The 14,946-nt window shown below is 67.6% G+C and carries 15 protein-coding genes; 3 read left to right on the top strand and 12 right to left on the bottom strand.

Annotated elements, in window-relative coordinates; all coding sequences use genetic code 11:
• Nucleotides 1–10 precede the first annotated feature (10 nt).
• From BJ987_RS19180 to BJ987_RS37765, 4 genes are all read right to left on the bottom strand, one after another.
• Nucleotides 11–1,540 (bottom strand): serine/threonine-protein kinase, encoded by a 1,530-nt coding sequence (locus BJ987_RS19180; protein WP_245366038.1) that lies wholly within the window; start codon nt 1,538–1,540, stop codon nt 11–13.
• 4 nt (nt 1,541–1,544) lie between these two features.
• Nucleotides 1,545–2,747 (bottom strand): DUF7373 family lipoprotein, encoded by a 1,203-nt coding sequence (locus BJ987_RS19175; protein ID WP_209891842.1) that lies wholly within the window; start codon nt 2,745–2,747, stop codon nt 1,545–1,547.
• Between the two features lie 13 nt (nt 2,748–2,760).
• Nucleotides 2,761–4,224, bottom strand: a complete 1,464-nt coding sequence (locus BJ987_RS19170) for a serine/threonine-protein kinase (protein WP_209891839.1) — start codon at nt 4,222–4,224, stop codon at nt 2,761–2,763.
• Between the two features lie 115 nt (nt 4,225–4,339).
• Nucleotides 4,340–4,474, bottom strand: coding sequence for a hypothetical protein (locus BJ987_RS37765; RefSeq protein WP_281070378.1), 135 nt, complete (start codon nt 4,472–4,474; stop codon nt 4,340–4,342).
• 74 nt (nt 4,475–4,548) lie between these two features.
• Here BJ987_RS37765 and BJ987_RS19165 point away from each other — a divergent pair, with 74 nt between their 5' ends.
• Nucleotides 4,549–5,253, top strand: a complete 705-nt coding sequence (locus BJ987_RS19165; protein WP_245366037.1) for a peptidylprolyl isomerase — start codon at nt 4,549–4,551, stop codon at nt 5,251–5,253.
• A 55-nt stretch (nt 5,254–5,308) separates the two neighbouring features.
• On the opposite strand, the gene BJ987_RS19160 is transcribed toward BJ987_RS19165, so the two are convergent.
• The gene (locus BJ987_RS19160; protein WP_209891836.1) at nt 5,309–5,908 is read right to left on the bottom strand and encodes a hypothetical protein; all 600 of its coding nucleotides are present in this window, start codon (nt 5,906–5,908) and stop codon (nt 5,309–5,311) included.
• A 127-nt stretch (nt 5,909–6,035) separates the two neighbouring features.
• Nucleotides 6,036–7,796, bottom strand: a complete 1,761-nt coding sequence (gene arc / locus BJ987_RS19155) for a proteasome ATPase (RefSeq protein WP_209891833.1) — start codon at nt 7,794–7,796, stop codon at nt 6,036–6,038.
• 214 nt (nt 7,797–8,010) lie between these two features.
• Here arc and BJ987_RS19150 point away from each other — a divergent pair, with 214 nt between their 5' ends.
• Nucleotides 8,011–8,487 (top strand): WKL family lipoprotein, encoded by a 477-nt coding sequence (locus BJ987_RS19150; RefSeq protein ID WP_245366036.1) that lies wholly within the window; start codon nt 8,011–8,013, stop codon nt 8,485–8,487.
• Nucleotides 8,488–8,499: 12 nt separating this feature from the next.
• Here BJ987_RS19150 and BJ987_RS19145 read toward each other — a convergent pair whose 3' ends face one another.
• Entirely contained in the window at nt 8,500–9,333 is an 834-nt protein-coding gene (locus tag BJ987_RS19145; protein WP_209891827.1) for a tRNA (adenine-N1)-methyltransferase, read from the bottom strand.
• Nucleotides 9,334–9,464: 131 nt separating this feature from the next.
• Between BJ987_RS19145 and BJ987_RS19140 the strand changes: the two genes are divergently transcribed.
• Nucleotides 9,465–10,373 carry a RecB family exonuclease gene (locus BJ987_RS19140; protein WP_245366035.1) on the top strand — a complete coding sequence of 303 codons (909 nt, stop codon included), beginning with the start codon at nt 9,465–9,467 and terminating at the stop codon, nt 10,371–10,373.
• Between the two features lie 73 nt (nt 10,374–10,446).
• Here BJ987_RS19140 and BJ987_RS19135 read toward each other — a convergent pair whose 3' ends face one another.
• The 5 genes from BJ987_RS19135 to BJ987_RS19115 all read right to left on the bottom strand — a co-directional run bounded on the left by BJ987_RS19135 (nt 10,447) and on the right by BJ987_RS19115 (nt 14,924).
• Nucleotides 10,447–11,589 (bottom strand): YeiH family protein, encoded by a 1,143-nt coding sequence (locus BJ987_RS19135; protein WP_209891821.1) that lies wholly within the window; start codon nt 11,587–11,589, stop codon nt 10,447–10,449.
• Complete coding sequence (locus BJ987_RS19130) at nt 11,589–11,741, bottom strand: hypothetical protein (protein WP_209891818.1); 153 nt, start codon at nt 11,739–11,741, stop codon at nt 11,589–11,591. Before BJ987_RS19130 ends, BJ987_RS19135 begins: the two co-directional genes overlap by 1 nt.
• 166 nt (nt 11,742–11,907) lie before the next feature.
• Nucleotides 11,908–12,759 (bottom strand): ATP phosphoribosyltransferase, encoded by an 852-nt coding sequence (gene hisG, locus BJ987_RS19125; protein WP_209891815.1) that lies wholly within the window; start codon nt 12,757–12,759, stop codon nt 11,908–11,910.
• A 44-nt stretch (nt 12,760–12,803) separates the two neighbouring features.
• On the bottom strand, nt 12,804–13,067 hold the full coding sequence (locus BJ987_RS19120) for a phosphoribosyl-ATP diphosphatase (RefSeq protein ID WP_194813789.1): 264 nt from the start codon (nt 13,065–13,067) through the stop codon (nt 12,804–12,806).
• 60 nt (nt 13,068–13,127) lie between these two features.
• Nucleotides 13,128–14,924 (bottom strand): choline/carnitine O-acyltransferase, encoded by a 1,797-nt coding sequence (locus BJ987_RS19115; protein WP_209891812.1) that lies wholly within the window; start codon nt 14,922–14,924, stop codon nt 13,128–13,130.
• Nucleotides 14,925–14,946: the final 22 nt, after the last annotated feature.

Here is a 14,946-nt window from a genome sequence, read left to right as displayed (position 1 = left end):
CTCCCCTCGGCTACAGCGGCGCATCACGCCACCACCGGTCGATCAGTTCCTGCCCGCTCGAGCCGCCCTGTACCGACAGCTGACAGAAATTCCGTGCGGGATCGTCGAATTGGATGAACAGCATCCCCTCGGGCTGCCCGGTCCGCAGATCGGGATTGTTCCCCCAGACCATCCGCCCCCGGCCCGACGGCCGCTCCCAGAGCTCGTCTCCCGCGATCGTGCCGTCAGTCGGCCGGGACAGAAGCGTCGGAGCGAGGTTGGCGTTGCAGCTCACCAGCATCCATTCCAGCGGATCCTCGTTGCCGTAGCACGACAGCCACAGGATCTTGCCGGGTCGCGCGTTCAGGTCGATCTGTTTCATCTCGCTGTCCACCGCGACACATCGCATTCCCTGGTATCCGCTGCCGATCGGGTTGACGGGCAACAGTCCGGGCAGTGCGTCGACGACCACGCGATAACTACTCCACGACACCGCCGCGACGGGAAGCGCCGTGCTGGTCGGGGTGGCAGCCGGTGCGCTACTGGATGTCCCGGCGTGGCCGGTGGGTGCCGGGGCGCGGTTCATCCAGATCACACCGGCGACCAGCGCCACCGCGAGGATGGCCGCGACGGCGGTGACCACGGCCCACGGCTTGCGCGGGCCGGTCGGCGGTCGCAGCACCGCGGTGGTCTCCGGGTTCGCGCCTAATGCCGCTGCCAGCGCGGCGGCCAGTGCCCCGCAGGACGGATAGCGCTGCTCCGGATTCTTCGCCAGCGCCGTGGCCAGCACTCCGTCGAGCGCGGCGGGCAGCGCGGGATTGTGCGCACTCGCCCGTGGCGGCGCGTCGTAGAGGTGGGCGTGCATCACCGCGACGGCGCTATCGCGCGGGAAAGGCTTTGCCCCGGTGAGCAATTCGTAAAGCGTGCAGCCCAGGGCGTACACGTCCACACGCTGGTCGATCCGCTGCGCCATGATCTGCTCGGGCGCGGCGTAGGCGAGCGTGGCCAGCACGGTGCCCGCCTCGGTCAGCGCCGTGGTCTCGGCGGCCGCGCGGGCGATGCCGAAGTCGGTGACATACACCCGATCCGGGGCGCCGGGGCGCGGCTCGAGCAGGATGTTCGCCGGTTTGACGTCACGGTGCAGCAGACCTGCCCGGTGCGCGGCGTCCAACCCGGCGGCGGCCTCGCTGACGATATGCAGCACCGTGGCCGGCGGTGCTCCGCCCGGGTAGCGGCGAAGGAGCTCGGCGGCATCCCCGCCCTCGACGAATTGCATGGCGAACCAGAGCCGCCCGTGCTCGTCGCCCCGGTCCCGGACCGCCACGATATTCGGGTGGTCCAGCCGCGCGACGAGTTCGGCCTCGCGACCGAATCGGGCCCGGAATTCCGGGTCGGCACTGTGCGACTCGGACAAGACCTTCAGCGCGTCGTAGCGCGGCAACCGTGGGTGCGCGGCGAGGTACACCGTGCCCATGCCACCGCTACCGAGCACGCGCTCGACGCGGTAACCGGCGAATATCGTCCCGGGCGCCAATGCCGGTGCGGGCGGCATCTCGGACATCACGCTATCCGCCGTTCACCAGCAGGCCGTACTGGGCAGCTGCCCGCTGCTGCGCGCTCTTCGACTCCCGGGCGAAAAGCGTTGCGACATACCGGCCGTGCAGTACCCAGCAGGTGTACTTGATGACGCCGAGCTTATCCGGCGACGGGTTCTCGGCGCAGAAGACATCCGCCACCCCGGCGGGACCGGGCACCTCCCTCAGTCCGCTCTCCAACTGCACTCTTTTCGTGCGGTCGTAGCTCGCGCGCGCGGCGGTGGCATCCGGGTACCGAGCCAGGACATTGAACCCGTTGAAGGCCAATGCCTCCGTCGCTGTCCGCCGCGGCCGGGTGAGATACAGGTAGGCGGCCCGTGGCCCGAACACCAGGCCACTGGGTTGCAGGGTGCCGCCCCATCCCGCGATCTCGCTGTGGTTCACCGCCGTTACGGTGGGGTAGGGCCAGCGGCTCGGCGCCAGCGGCAGCATCCGGGCCAGCATGCCTTCCGGATCCAGCGGCATGGAGACGAACCGCTCGCGCGGGGTCGGCGCGAATGCGCGTAACCGCGGCAGCTGTGCGGCGAAGGCCTTGCGGGCGAGCTCGGCCAGCGCCGCGAGGTCGGGGCTGGTGTGCCCGACGAGCAGGCTGATCACATAGAAGTCGGTGGGCAGGGTGACGGCCAAGGTCGGCACGTTCGGCCGCCAATGCGCCAGCGCCGCAGGGTATTCCGGGATCGTGACGGCGACGTTCTCCGGGTTCACCGCCGCGTCGGCGGCATCCATGTCGCGGGCGGCGCGTAGTGCCGTCGCGGCATCGGCGAAGCGCGTCACGAGCACGGTGAGCACCCGTGACTCGCCCACGACCGGGCCGCGCGGACCCGAGGTGACATCGGTGCCGCCGACCGCCGCCGCGCTCAGCATGTCGTTGCGCTCGAGCACCGCGCGAACCGGGGCCGCGAGCAAGGTCGTCACCTTCGCCGGCGTCGGCAGCGCGGCCAAGGCCGTCGTGCCGGTCGGCTTGTCCAGGGCCGGATCCGCTTCGACCGGATCGATCAACGCCTCGGTCATCCGCGCCGACTCCAAAGTCCGCCCGTGCTTCTCGCTGGTCTCGGCCGGCACCTCGAGCGGTTGGACGCTGTACGGGCCGACGTCGAACGATGTCAGGTCGTACTGCTGCGGTTGCGGATTGCCCGCGATGGTGCACCCCGAGACGAGCGCGAGCGCCGTCAATGCCGACGCAATACTAAAGCGGCGCATTCGCCCACCACCGATCGCGTAGTACCGTCCCGGTCGGTCCCTCGCCCACCACTCGTACCCGGCAGAAGTTGCGGGCCGGGTCGTCGAAGTAGACATCGAGCACACCCCAGACTTTGCCGTCCAGGAACGTCCCTGTCCCGGAATACAGATCACTTCCCCAGAACACATGCCCCGTGCCCGAAGGGCGGGACCAGTGCTCGTCACCTTCGGCTTTGGCATACGACCGGCTCGGCCCCATCGGCGACCGATCGGCATTGCAGAAGACCTGCACCGATTCGGCCGGATTCCGATCCCCGAGGCAGAACAACTCCCCGACCGGCACCGCGCTGTCGAGCAGGCTGTCGACCGCCTCGGCCTGCGGCACACACGCCGAGAGATCCTGATACCCCGAGCCGTACGGGAACGGCGGCAGCAGCCGCGGAAAGGCTTCGGGCATATAGGCGTACACGCCCCACTGCGCCGGGTCGACACTATCGGCGACGGGGTGATGACGCGCCGCCGCCGGCGTCGTCTCCTGGGCGCGCACGAACCAGACGGCTGCCGCCGTCGTCGCCAGCACAGTCAGCAGGGCGGCGGCGAGCCCGCGACGGCCCCTACCGGCGGCGCGGCGGCCGGAGAGCGCCGCCGCGGCGGCCGCGGCCAGCGCGCCGCAACTGTCATACCGGTCATCCGGCCGCTTCGCCATCGCCGTGGCGATCACCGTGTCGAACGCCTTGGTTACCTGCGGGTTTCGCTGGGACGGGCGCGGCGGCGGCTCGTGCAGATGCGCGTACATGACCGAGCCGGGGCTGTTGCGCGGGTACGGGACCGTGCCCGTGAGCATGTGATACAGCGTCGCGCCCAGCGCGTACACGTCCGCACGCCGGTCGACCGGCGCACCGCTGATCTGCTCGGGCGCCGCGTAGGCCAGTGTGGCGGTGACTCCACCCGGTCCGGCCAAGGTGGTGGAATCGTCTGCGGCCCTGGCGATCCCGAAGTCGGTGACCAGCACGCGGTCCGGCCCGCCGGGCTGTTCGGCGATCAGGATGTTCGCGGGCTTCACATCGCGGTGCAGCAGCCCCGCCCGATGCAACTCGTCGAGCCCCTGTGCCGCTTCGGTGAGGATGTGCACGGCGCGCGGAATGTCGAGGACGGCGGGACCACGTTTGATCAGCGCACCGAGATCGGGACCTTCGACGTATTGCATCGCGATCCACAGCCGGCCGTCCTGGTCGCCGCGGTCGCGGACCGCCACCAGATTCGGATGTTGCAAACGCGCGGCGATCTCGGCCTCGCGCAAGAACCGGGCCCGGAATTCCGGGTCGCCGCCCCGTTGCTCGGACAGGATCTTGACGGCGTCGACCCGGGACAGGCGCGGATGCCGGGCCGCGTACACGGTGCCCATACCGCCACTGCCGAGCCTTCGCTCGATGATGTACCCACCGAAGGTGGTGCCCTCGACACCAACCATTCGGGCCTCCCTTCCCGAATAGTCAGGTGAAAACCCGACTAGGCGAGGACTATAGCAGCGCCGACAGCGTTGAGCCGCAGAGTATTCCGCCCGAAGCCGAGGCCGGGAGCGCGGCTCAGCTCAGACGCAGCATTCCGGGCCAGGTCTCGTCGCGCTGCCCCTGGGTCAGTCCGTCGATCAGCGGCTGGATGATCTCGTGTTCGCTGTCGACCGACGCGAACCGGGAATTCCCTTCGGCATCCGCCTCCACGCCGTGCCCCGAAATGGCATGATGCGCCAAAGCATCGACCGATGCGGTAAGCGAATGAAGGAGACTGGAGAACGTTGAGCAGCGAACAGCGGCAATTCGTCCATAGCACCCGTAGCGGACTTCTCCGGGGAACCCTAGGCGGTGCACGGCTTTTCGCTGCTGGCGCGGCACTGGCAGTACTCGGCCTCGGCGGCATCGTGGCGATGCCCGAGGCCGCGGCCGCGGCCCCGGACTGCACACCCGACGCCGGCCAGCCGAACGGCAAGCAGTGGCCCGCGGAACCGGGGATGACAATCGATCCGGGCGCGAACTACACCGCGACGCTGAACACCAGCTGCGGCGCCGTCACGATCGCGCTCGACGCGGCCAAGGCTCCGCGCACGGTCAACTCGTTCGTCTTCCTGGCCAACGAGGCCTACTTTGATCACACCCGCTGCCACCGGCTGACCACCCAGGGCATCTTCGTGCTGCAATGCGGCGATCCGACCGCCACGGGGACCGGCGGTCCGGGCTACCAGGTCCCGGATGAGAACCTGGCCGGCGCGACCTACGCGGCGGGCACCGTCGCCATGGCCAATGCCGGTCCGAACACCAATGGCAGCCAGTTCTTCCTGGTCACCCAGGATTCGCAGCTGCCGCCGAACTACACGCCCTTCGGCAAGATCACCGCCGGCATGGAGAAGCTGACGGCCGTCGCGAACGGCGGCACCAAGGACGGCACCGGTGACGGTGCGCCCGCCGCGGACATGGTCATCGACTCGGTAGCCATCGCGAACTGAGTCCGGACGCCCGAAGGGCCGCGTCTCCTGGCGGGAAACGCGGCCCTTCGCGCCGTCAGGATCCGGGCGGCGGCGGAGCGAAGCCCGGCGGCGGGGCATACCCCGGGGGCGGCGCGGGCTTGAAGTACGCGGCCGACCGCTTGTGCCACAGCAGGACGATCGCGGCCACTCCGATCAGCCAGGTGAGCACGCCCGCGATGATCCCGGCGCCCCCGCTGCCCGCGCCGAACACACCCGAGCCCACCAGGCTCAGAATGGTGAACACGGTGCTGAGGCCGAACAGGACGCTCGCGGTGATCCGGGCCCAGTTCTTGCCCGCTCGATTCGCGAACGCCATCCAGATCCACAACCCGGCGGACACCAGATTGGTGGCGACACCGATGGCCACCGAGAAGATGACGAGGGAATCGAGCTGGGACTCGGTGAAGACCGCATCGACGTCCTGCTTCTGCACCTCCTCGCGCACCACGTCCAATTGCGTGAAGATCAGCAGCGTGCTCAGCACCGTGACGGCGGCGCCCGCCAGCATCAGATAGAAGGCGTACTGCACCGTGGACGGGACCGGCGGCTTGCCGCCGCCCGGACCGTATGGCTCGTAGGAACCGCCCGGATACGGTTCAGCACCCGGATAGGGTTCGGGCTGCGGGTAATTCATTCGATCTCCTCTGGTCAGCGCGGGAAACGCTACCCGGTATGTCGGATATCGGCCGGACCGCGCAACACTCCGAGATGCCGAAAGGCCGCGTTCCCGAGTGGAAACGCGGCCCTGCGGTAGGTGGAACCTACAGGTACTGACCCGTATTCGACTCGGTGTCGATGGCCCGGCTGGCACTGGCGTTCTTGCCGGTGACCAGCGTGCGGATGTAGACGATCCGCTCGCCCTTCTTGCCCGAGATGCGTGCCCAGTCATCCGGATTCGTGGTGTTGGGCAAGTCCTCGTTCTCGGCGAACTCGTCCACGATCGAATCGAAGAGATGCTGGATGCGCAGGCCCGGGGCGCCGGTGTCGAGCACCGACTTGATGGCGTACTTCTTGGCCCGGTCCACGATGTTCTGGATCATGGCGCCGGAGTTGAAGTCCTTGAAGTAGAGGACTTCCTTGTCACCGTTGGCGTAGGTGACCTCCAGGAAGCGGTTGTCCTCGCTCTCGGCGTACATCCGCTCGACCACCCGATCGATCATCGCCTGGATGCAGGCCGTCCGGTCGCCGCCGAACTCGGCGAGATCGTCGGCGTGCAGCGGCAGCGTGTCGACCAGGTACTTGGAGAAGATGTCCTGGGCCGATTCCGCGTCCGGGCGCTCGATCTTGATCTTCACGTCGAGACGTCCGGGGCGCAGGATCGCGGGGTCGATCATGTCCTCGCGGTTGGAGGCGCCGATGACGATGACGTTCTCCAGGCCCTCGACACCGTCGATCTCCGAAAGCAACTGCGGCACAACGGTGGTCTCCACGTCGGAGGAGACACCCGAACCACGGGTGCGGAAGATCGAATCCATCTCGTCGAAGAACACGATCACCGGGGTGCCCTCCGACGCCTTCTCCCGGGCGCGCTGGAAGATGATGCGGATGTGCCGCTCGGTCTCGCCGACGAACTTGTTCAGCAGCTCCGGGCCCTTGATGTTGAGGAAGAAGGACTTGGCTTCCTTGGCATCCTCACCGCGGGCTTCGGCGATCTTCTTGGCCAGCGAGTTCGCGACGGCCTTCGCGATCAGCGTCTTACCGCAACCGGGCGGACCGTAGAGCAGCACACCCTTGGGCGGCCGCAGCGCGTACTCGCGGAACAGGTCTTTGTGCAGGAACGGCAGCTCCACGGCGTCGCGGATCTGCTCGATCTGGCGACCGAGGCCACCGATATCGCTGTAGTCGACGTCGGGCACTTCCTCGAGCACGAGATCTTCGACCTCGGCCTTGGGAATGCGCTCGTAGGCGAAGCCGGCCTTGGTGTCGACCAGGAGCGAATCGCCCGGCCGCAGTTTGCGAATGGGACGATCCGGATCTTCCAGATCATCCATCTCGGCGAGCTTGGACAGCGGCCCGGCCAGCCACACCACGCGCTCCTCGTCGGCATGGCCGACCACCAGCGCGCGCCGTCCGTCGTCGAGAATCTCTCGCAGACTTCCGATTTCGCCGACCGCGTCGTAGACGCCGGCCTCGACGACGGTGAGCGCCTCGTTGAGGCGGACGGTCTGGCCGTATTCCAGCGTCGAGGTGTCGATGTTCGGCGAACAGGTCAACCGCATCTTGCGCCCGGAAGTGAACACGTCGACCGTCTGATCGTCGTACACACCGATCAGAACGCCGTATCCACTCGGTGGCTGACCCAGTCGATCGACTTCCTCGCGGAGTGCGACGAGTTGCTGCCGCGCTTCCTTGAGGGTGTCCATCAGCTTGGTATTGCGAATGGTCAGCGAATCGATGCGGGCTTCCAATTCCCGTGCGCGATCGGGTGAATCGGCGAGTTGCCTCCGGAGTGCAGCTGCTTCGGCGCGTACCGCCTCGAGCTCTCTCCAGGCCGCCGAATCCGAATTCTCGATGGGGCTCATGTGCTGCTCCTCCCAGTCCCGGTCTATCAACGCTACCGGGCTCGAACGGTTCTCGCCTTCCAACACGGTTTCGTCGTGATCACATCTGGGCTGCGATCGACCTGCTTGCGTCCATGTTAGCCTCCCCTAACCCGAACCAGGCGAGCATGCTCGCCGATCGAGCCGAAAGGTTGCTGACTCAATGCTCCTTCCCGTGCGGACACTCCGTCTGTCTATGGCTAGCGTCGCGGTGGCGCTCGCCGTTACGGCCGGTGTAACCGGTTGTGGTTCCGACGATAAATCCGAGACCGCCACCAGCACCAGTGCGGCGGTCACCACTTCCGCCGCGGGCAACGGCGCGCAGTCCGCCGTGGCGGCGCCTTCGGCCGCTGACCTGCAGGCGACGCTGGTTTTGCTGGCCGATCCGGCCAAGCCCACCGCCGAGAAGACCGCGGTCGTGGCCGACGGCGCCAAGCGGCAGGCCAACATCGAAACCATGAACCGGGCGCTCGCCGGTTACGGCACGCTCACCTTCGCGGTGAGCGATGTCAAGGTGGACGGCACCAAGGCGACCGCGCAGGTGGTCACCACCTCCCCGCACGGCGCCGCGCCCGCGATGCCGATGACCTGGGAATACCTGGACGGCAAGTGGAAGCTGTCGGACGCGGGTGCGTGCACCTTGCTGGCATTCGTTGCCCCCTGCGCGCCCTAGCCGGTCGCAGCGTCAGCCTTTCGACGGACGCCGTTGCGGTTTCGGGGTCACGGTGCCCTCGGCGAGGCGGCGCGCGCTCACCAGGAACGCGGTATGGCCCTGCATCCGATGCTCGGGCCGCACCGCCAAGCCCACGACGTGCCAGCCACGGACCATCGATTCCCAAGACCGCGGCTCGGTCCAGCATTCCTGTTCGCGCAGTGCCTCGACCACCTTGGACAGCTGCGTGACAGTCGCCACATAGACGATCAACACGCCGCCGGGGACCAGCGCCTTGGACACCGCCGGCAGCGCGTCCCAGGGCGCGAGCATGTCCAGCACGACGCGATCGACCGGTTCGCCGTCGTAGTTCGCCACATCGGCGACCGTCAACGACCAGTTAGCTGGACGTTCGCCAAAGAAGGTCTCCACATTGCGGATGGCATGCTCGGCGTGATCGTCGCGGATCTCGTAGGAGATGACCTCGCCCTGCGGGCCGACCGCGCGCAACAGCGAACACGTCAGCGCGCCGGAGCCCGCGCCGGCCTCCAGCACGCGCGCGCCGGGGAACATATCGCCCTCGTGCACGATCTGGGCGGCGTCTTTCGGGTAGATGACGGCCGCGCCGCGGGGCATGGAGAGCACATAGTCGACCAGCAGCGGGCGCAGTGCGAGATACGGGGTGCCGTTGGTGGAGGTGACGACGGTGCCCTCGTCCGCGCCGATCAGCTTGTCGTGCTTGATGCCGCCGCGATGGGTGTGGAACTCTTTGCCCTCCTCCAGCACGACCGTGTACAGGCGCCCCTTGGCGTCGGTCAGCTGCACCCGGTCACCGATGGTGAAAGGCCCGGTCCGTCTGGCCGTCATGTATCTCCGTTCCGAATTCGATCGCGGTACTCGCCACGACTTCGTGATGATGCCGCGCCGCCGCCTGCGGCCGCTGAGCTCGCACGCGGCGAGCTGTCTTTATGTCAGTGCCGCCGGATAGCCTGCCAGGTATGTCAGCGTCCGCGTGCAAGCCCCCTGCCGATCTCACCCCCGAGGCCGGGCCGGAGCAGGATTCGGGGCGGCGCAGGCCGGCGCTGTCACCCTCGCGCGCAATCGATTTCAAACAGTGCCCGTTGAAATATCGCCTGCGCGCGATCGATCGGATTCCGGAGCGTCCCTCGCGTGGCGCGGTGCGCGGCACGGTGGTGCACGCGGTACTCGAAGACCTCTACGGGTTGCCCGCCGACCAGCGAAGACCGGAGCGCGCCGCCGCATTGATCGAGCCGGCCTGGGCCCGGGTCCTCGAGGGGCGGCCCGAGGTCGCCGAACTGGTCGTCGCCGACGGGATCGAGCCGTTGCTCGCGGAAGTACGCCAACTGCTCGACAGCTACTACCGCCTCGAAGACCCGACAGGCTTCGAACCGGAATCGCGGGAAGCCCGAGTCGAGGTCGAACTCGGTAACGGGGTGCTGCTGCGCGGATTCGTCGATCGGATCGATGTCGCGCCGACCGGTGAGCTGCGCGTGGTCGATTACAAGAGTGGTCGCGCCCCCGGGCTCGCGCAGGAGACCAAGGCGCTGTTTCAGCTGAAGTTCTACGCCCTGGTGGTGCTGCGCACCCGCGGGATCCTGCCCGCCCAGCTGCGGCTGATCTACCTGGCCGACGAGCAGATCCTCACCTACGCGCCGGACGCGGAGGAACTGGCCCGCTTCGAACGCACCCTGGGCGCGCTCTGGGAGGCGATCCTCGAAGCCGGGCGCACCGGCGAGTTCCAGCCGACCACCAGCTGGCTCTGCGGTTACTGCGACTACAAACCCCTCTGCCCCGCCTTCGGTGGGACGCCACCGGCCTATCCCGGCTGGCCCGCCGACGCTCCGGAGTCCCCGGAGGAAACCTTCGCCGACGCGGTCGCGGACTGACCACCGGGTACGTGGTGGTCGCCGCCGATCCGGAGTCCCGGCGGCCGTGCGCCGCCGGGAGCTCTCCACCGGGTCACAGGGTGAAGTCGCGGAAGAGGATAACCGAAAGCCCTAGGCCGACAATCAGGTTCACCACGACGGCGGAGCCGAAGACCGCGATGGGCCGCCACCCGGCGGCACGGAGTCCGCGGAAGGAGAACTCCAGCCCGATGGAGACGAACGCCAGGATCAGGAACGAGGTCCGCAGATCGTTGACGATCGCGATGTGCGCGGTCCCGGTCTGCTTGTCCACCGATTGCAGGTAGAGCGTGCCGATGATCGACGCCGCCACGAAACCGAGAACGAACTTCGGGAACCGCTCGAAGAATTGGCGCGCCGACGGCCGGGCCGCCCCCGGCCGGCGTTCCACGCGCAGCGTGAAATACGCGGTGAGCGCGATCGCCACGATGCCGATTAGCGCGTTCTGCGTGGTCTTCACGATGCCGGCGATCTTCAGCGCGTCCTCCCCCGCCAGCGCACCAGAGGCGGCCACCGCGGCCGTGGTGTCGATATTGCCGCCGATCCACGCGCCCGCGACGGCATCGGAGAGCCCGAGCAGGTCGGCCAGCCAAGGCAGCACGAAAATCGACGGCAGCGCGAAGATGATCACCAGCGAAGCCGCGTAGGCGATCTGCTCCCGCTTGGCCTGCACCGCGCCCGCGGCGGCGATCGCGGCACTGACTCCGCAGATCGACACCGCCGAGGACAGCAGCGCGCGCAGTTTGTCGTCCAGGCCGAGCACACCGCCGAACCACCAGGTGAACCCGAACACCACGGTGATCAGCAACAGCGCCTGCAGAATCGACGGGCCCGCCGCGGTCACCAGGATCTTCAGGTTGATCGAGGCGCCGAGCAGCACCACACCGGTCTTGATGAAGAACTCGGTGCGGAAACCCGCCGAAAGCCGTTCCCGCAGATGCAGTTTCGTCAGGATGACATTGCCGAGCAGGCCGAGCGCGATCGCGTACACCGGGTACTCGACCGACTTGGCGACCCGCTGGAACGGCGTGCCCTTGGCCCACTCCGGCACATGCGCGTCGAAGTAGCGGGTTACCAGCCCCAGCGCGAGCACCACGGCGACCCCGGCCGCGATCTCCCGCTTCGTCGGCCTGGCAATCCCTTGCAGCGCGGCCGTTTCCGACTTGACCGGCGTTTCGGCGACAGTTTCGCCGCTCATCACCGCACCAGCCAATCCGGGGATACCAGCCAAGCCGGGATCACACCGGTCAGGACCAGCGCGATGAGCAGCAGTCCGGCGATCGCCGCCAGCCAGTCCTCGTTCACAGTGAACGTGCGGCCCGAATCGTCTTCGGGCGAAATCTGCGACACGGTCGGTCACTCCTTGCGTTCCTCATCGAGAGGACCCAAGGTATGACGGCCGAAACCCGCGCACACCGGTTGCGCTCACCGTGAATACATGGGTGGACGGCACCGGAGGCACCTCAGCGGAAGCGCCGGCGGTCCGGCCCAGCGCGACGCCGTCGCGAACGACTGATCAGAACGCGCGGCAGGACCGGATGTCGAACGCCAGGATGGCCTTCGCCCCGAGATCGGCGAGCTGATCCATGACCTCGTTGCCCTGCTTGCGCGGCACCATGGCGCGAATCGCGACCCAGTTCTCGTCGGCCAGCGGGGACACCGTCGGCGACTCCAGGCCGGGGGTGATCTGAACCGCCTTGTCCAGCAACTCCTTCGGGCAGTCGTAGTCCAGCATGATGTACTGCTGACCGAAGACCACGCCCTGCACGCGGGCGATGAGCTGGTTGCGCGCCCGCTCGTTCTGGTCGGAACCGACCTGCTCGATCAGCACACCCTCGGAATCGCACAGCGACTCGCCGAACGCGACCAGGTTGTGCTGGCGCAGCGTGCGGCCGGAGCCCACCACGTCGGCGATGGCGTCGGCGACGCCGAGCTGGATGGAGATCTCCACCGCGCCGTCGAGCCGGATCACCTCGGCCTCGATGCCACGGGCCCGCAGATCCGTGAGCACCAGATTCGGGTAGGAGGTCGCGATGCGCTTGTCCCGCAGGTCGGAGACCGTCCAATCGCGCCCGGCGGGGGCGGCGTAGCGGAAGGTGGAGCGGCCGAAGCCGAGGGACAATCGTTCCTGCACCGGCGCGCCGGAATCCAGGGCGAGATCGCGGCCGGTGATGCCGAGGTCGAGTTCACCGGAACCGACGTAGATGGCGATGTCCTTGGGCCGCAGGAAGAAGAACTCCACCTGGTTGGCTGGATCGAGGACGGTCAGATCCCGCGAATCGGTGCGCTTGCGATAGCCGGCCTCGGCCAGGATCGAGGTCGCGGATTCGGAGAGAGCGCCTTTGTTGGGGACTGCGACGCGCAGCATGGGCTGGTCCTTTCAGGGAGTTTCGGCGGGAAGAGGTGCGGACATCACAGATGTCGGTACACGTCTTCGAGCTTCAGTCCCCGGCCCACCATGAGCACCTGCACCCAGTAGAGCAGCTGCGAGATCTCCTCGGCGAGCGACTCGTCGCTCTCGTGCTCGGCGGCCAGCCAGACCTCGCCGGCCTCTTCGAGCACCTTCTTACCCTGGGCATGCACGCCGGCATCCAATGCGGCCACGGTGCCGGAGCCCGCGGGGCGGGTGGCGGCACGATCCTGCAGCTCGGCGAACAGGGATTCGAAGTTCTTCACGAAAGAGATTGTTTCAGATCCGCACGCGGGAGAGTTGCTCACCCCGCGTGCGGACCTCGATCACGCCAGCAATGCGGCCAGATCGGCGACCGCGGTGCGCAGCTGGTCGGCGAAGGCGTACATCTGGCCGGCCACCGCTTTCGGCGTGGCGAGGTAGAGGTTCCACCGGTCCGGCAGCAGCACATAGGCCACGCCGATGCAGGTCGGACTGGTGGAACCGAACCCGAAGTACTCGATGTTGACCGACGGAGCGGAACTGGTGCTGAGGTAGTCGTTGCGCATGATCAGCCACCCTGGGCTGTCATAGAGCGGGATCGGCTCGGTGACGCCCAGCTCGGCGCCCCGGCGACGCTGGATCCACTGCAGTTCCCACAGGTGCTGCTCGGGCGCGTCGCCCGCCTGGCACTGCTTGGCCCGTTCGACGTGTGCGCCCGCCGCGGTGCGGGCGGCGGCAATGCGCGCTTCCCGGCCCACCGCGGGGTCCTGCATCGCGTCGACGAACGCCACCATCTCCGGCGTCACCACCCGCATCGCCTCGGTGCGGCCGTTGCGCCACTGACGGGTGGCGATGGATTCGTAGGTGGCGCCGGTGAAACCCTTGCTGCGCCGGTGTGCGAACTGATAGCTCAACTGCGCGAACGCGTCCGGGGAGATGCCGAGTTGTTTGGCGCGGGCCGTGCCGAAATCGAAGGAGACCGTGGTGGTGGCGTTCGCCGCGGCGTACTCCGCGAAGTCCGCGCCGGCCGCCGCGATATCGGCCCGCAGTGCCTCGTCGAGGACGAATTCGATCGGCTCGAGCGGCGGTGTGCCTTGTGTGTGCGCACCCGAGCGGGCCGCGTGCTCAGCCGCCGGCGTCTCCAGCAGGGTGTCGACGAAGGACAGAATGGTGGTGCCGTCCAGTCCGCAGTGCTCGACGTTGATGCCGGCCTGACCGTTCGCGAAAACGATGAACGACACCGCTTTGTCGAACCAGCGGTTCCCGCTGTTCCCGTGCAGCAGTTGATCGCAGGCGTGCAAGTCGTCACGCGGCTCGAGATCTTCCAGGCATAGGCAGAACAGGGCGGTCTCGATCGTGTCGAGTGCTGCGACGTTGGCCGGTTCGGCCCGCAAAGTTGTTCTGCTGGCGGCCCATTCGGCTCTGGCCTTGGTGGTGAGATGTCCGACGGGCGCCTCGGCGGTGCCCGCCGTGGCGAGTACCGCCCGCAAGGCTTCGGCGAGGTCGTCCGGGGAGTACGGCCGCCCGCCCGGACCGATCACGTCCAGCCGGAACATAGTGCCGCGGCAGAACACCACGATGTGGCGTGCGTCCGAGGGCCCCGGCCAGTCATCGCTGTAGGGCACCCGCACGCTGTCCTGATCGGCGCCGGGAATCCGGGTTTCGGAGAACAGATATTTGTGCTGCCACATCGACAACTGCTGGCCGCGCTGGGTGGCGGGCTCGATCGCTTCGTCGTCGAGCGCGAGTTTGTACGCGGTGGCGGCGGAGACGATCGCCGCGGCACGATCCACTTGATTCGCCTCGGTCGACGTCGCCAAGGTCGTGTCGTCCCGGAAGAGGAAGAAGAAATTGGCGTTCAGGGCGATGCGATCACGCCGTCCGAGATAACGCGAAGGCCAGAACAAGTCCAGCCAGCTGCCGACACCGGGAGTGTTGTCGTATTCGGTGAGTGCCGCGTGCAATTTCCGGCCGGGACCGTCGGGGCGCAGCAGATCGTCGACCGCGGCCTGGGTGGTGGCGTATTCCTCGGCGCTGAGCAACGGTGCGCACCACTGCATGAATCGGGTGCAGCTGTCCGTCAATGCCGGCAGCGGCACCCGGGGCAGATGGTCGTCGGCTGCGAAGGTTCGGTCACTCAACTGGGATTCCTCGTATTCGATG

Source organism: Nocardia goodfellowii (assembly GCF_017875645.1).
GTDB lineage: Bacteria > Actinomycetota > Actinomycetes > Mycobacteriales > Mycobacteriaceae > Nocardia > Nocardia goodfellowii.
Note: the sequence above shows the minus strand (reverse complement) of the source record. Positions and strands in the feature narration are given on the sequence as shown.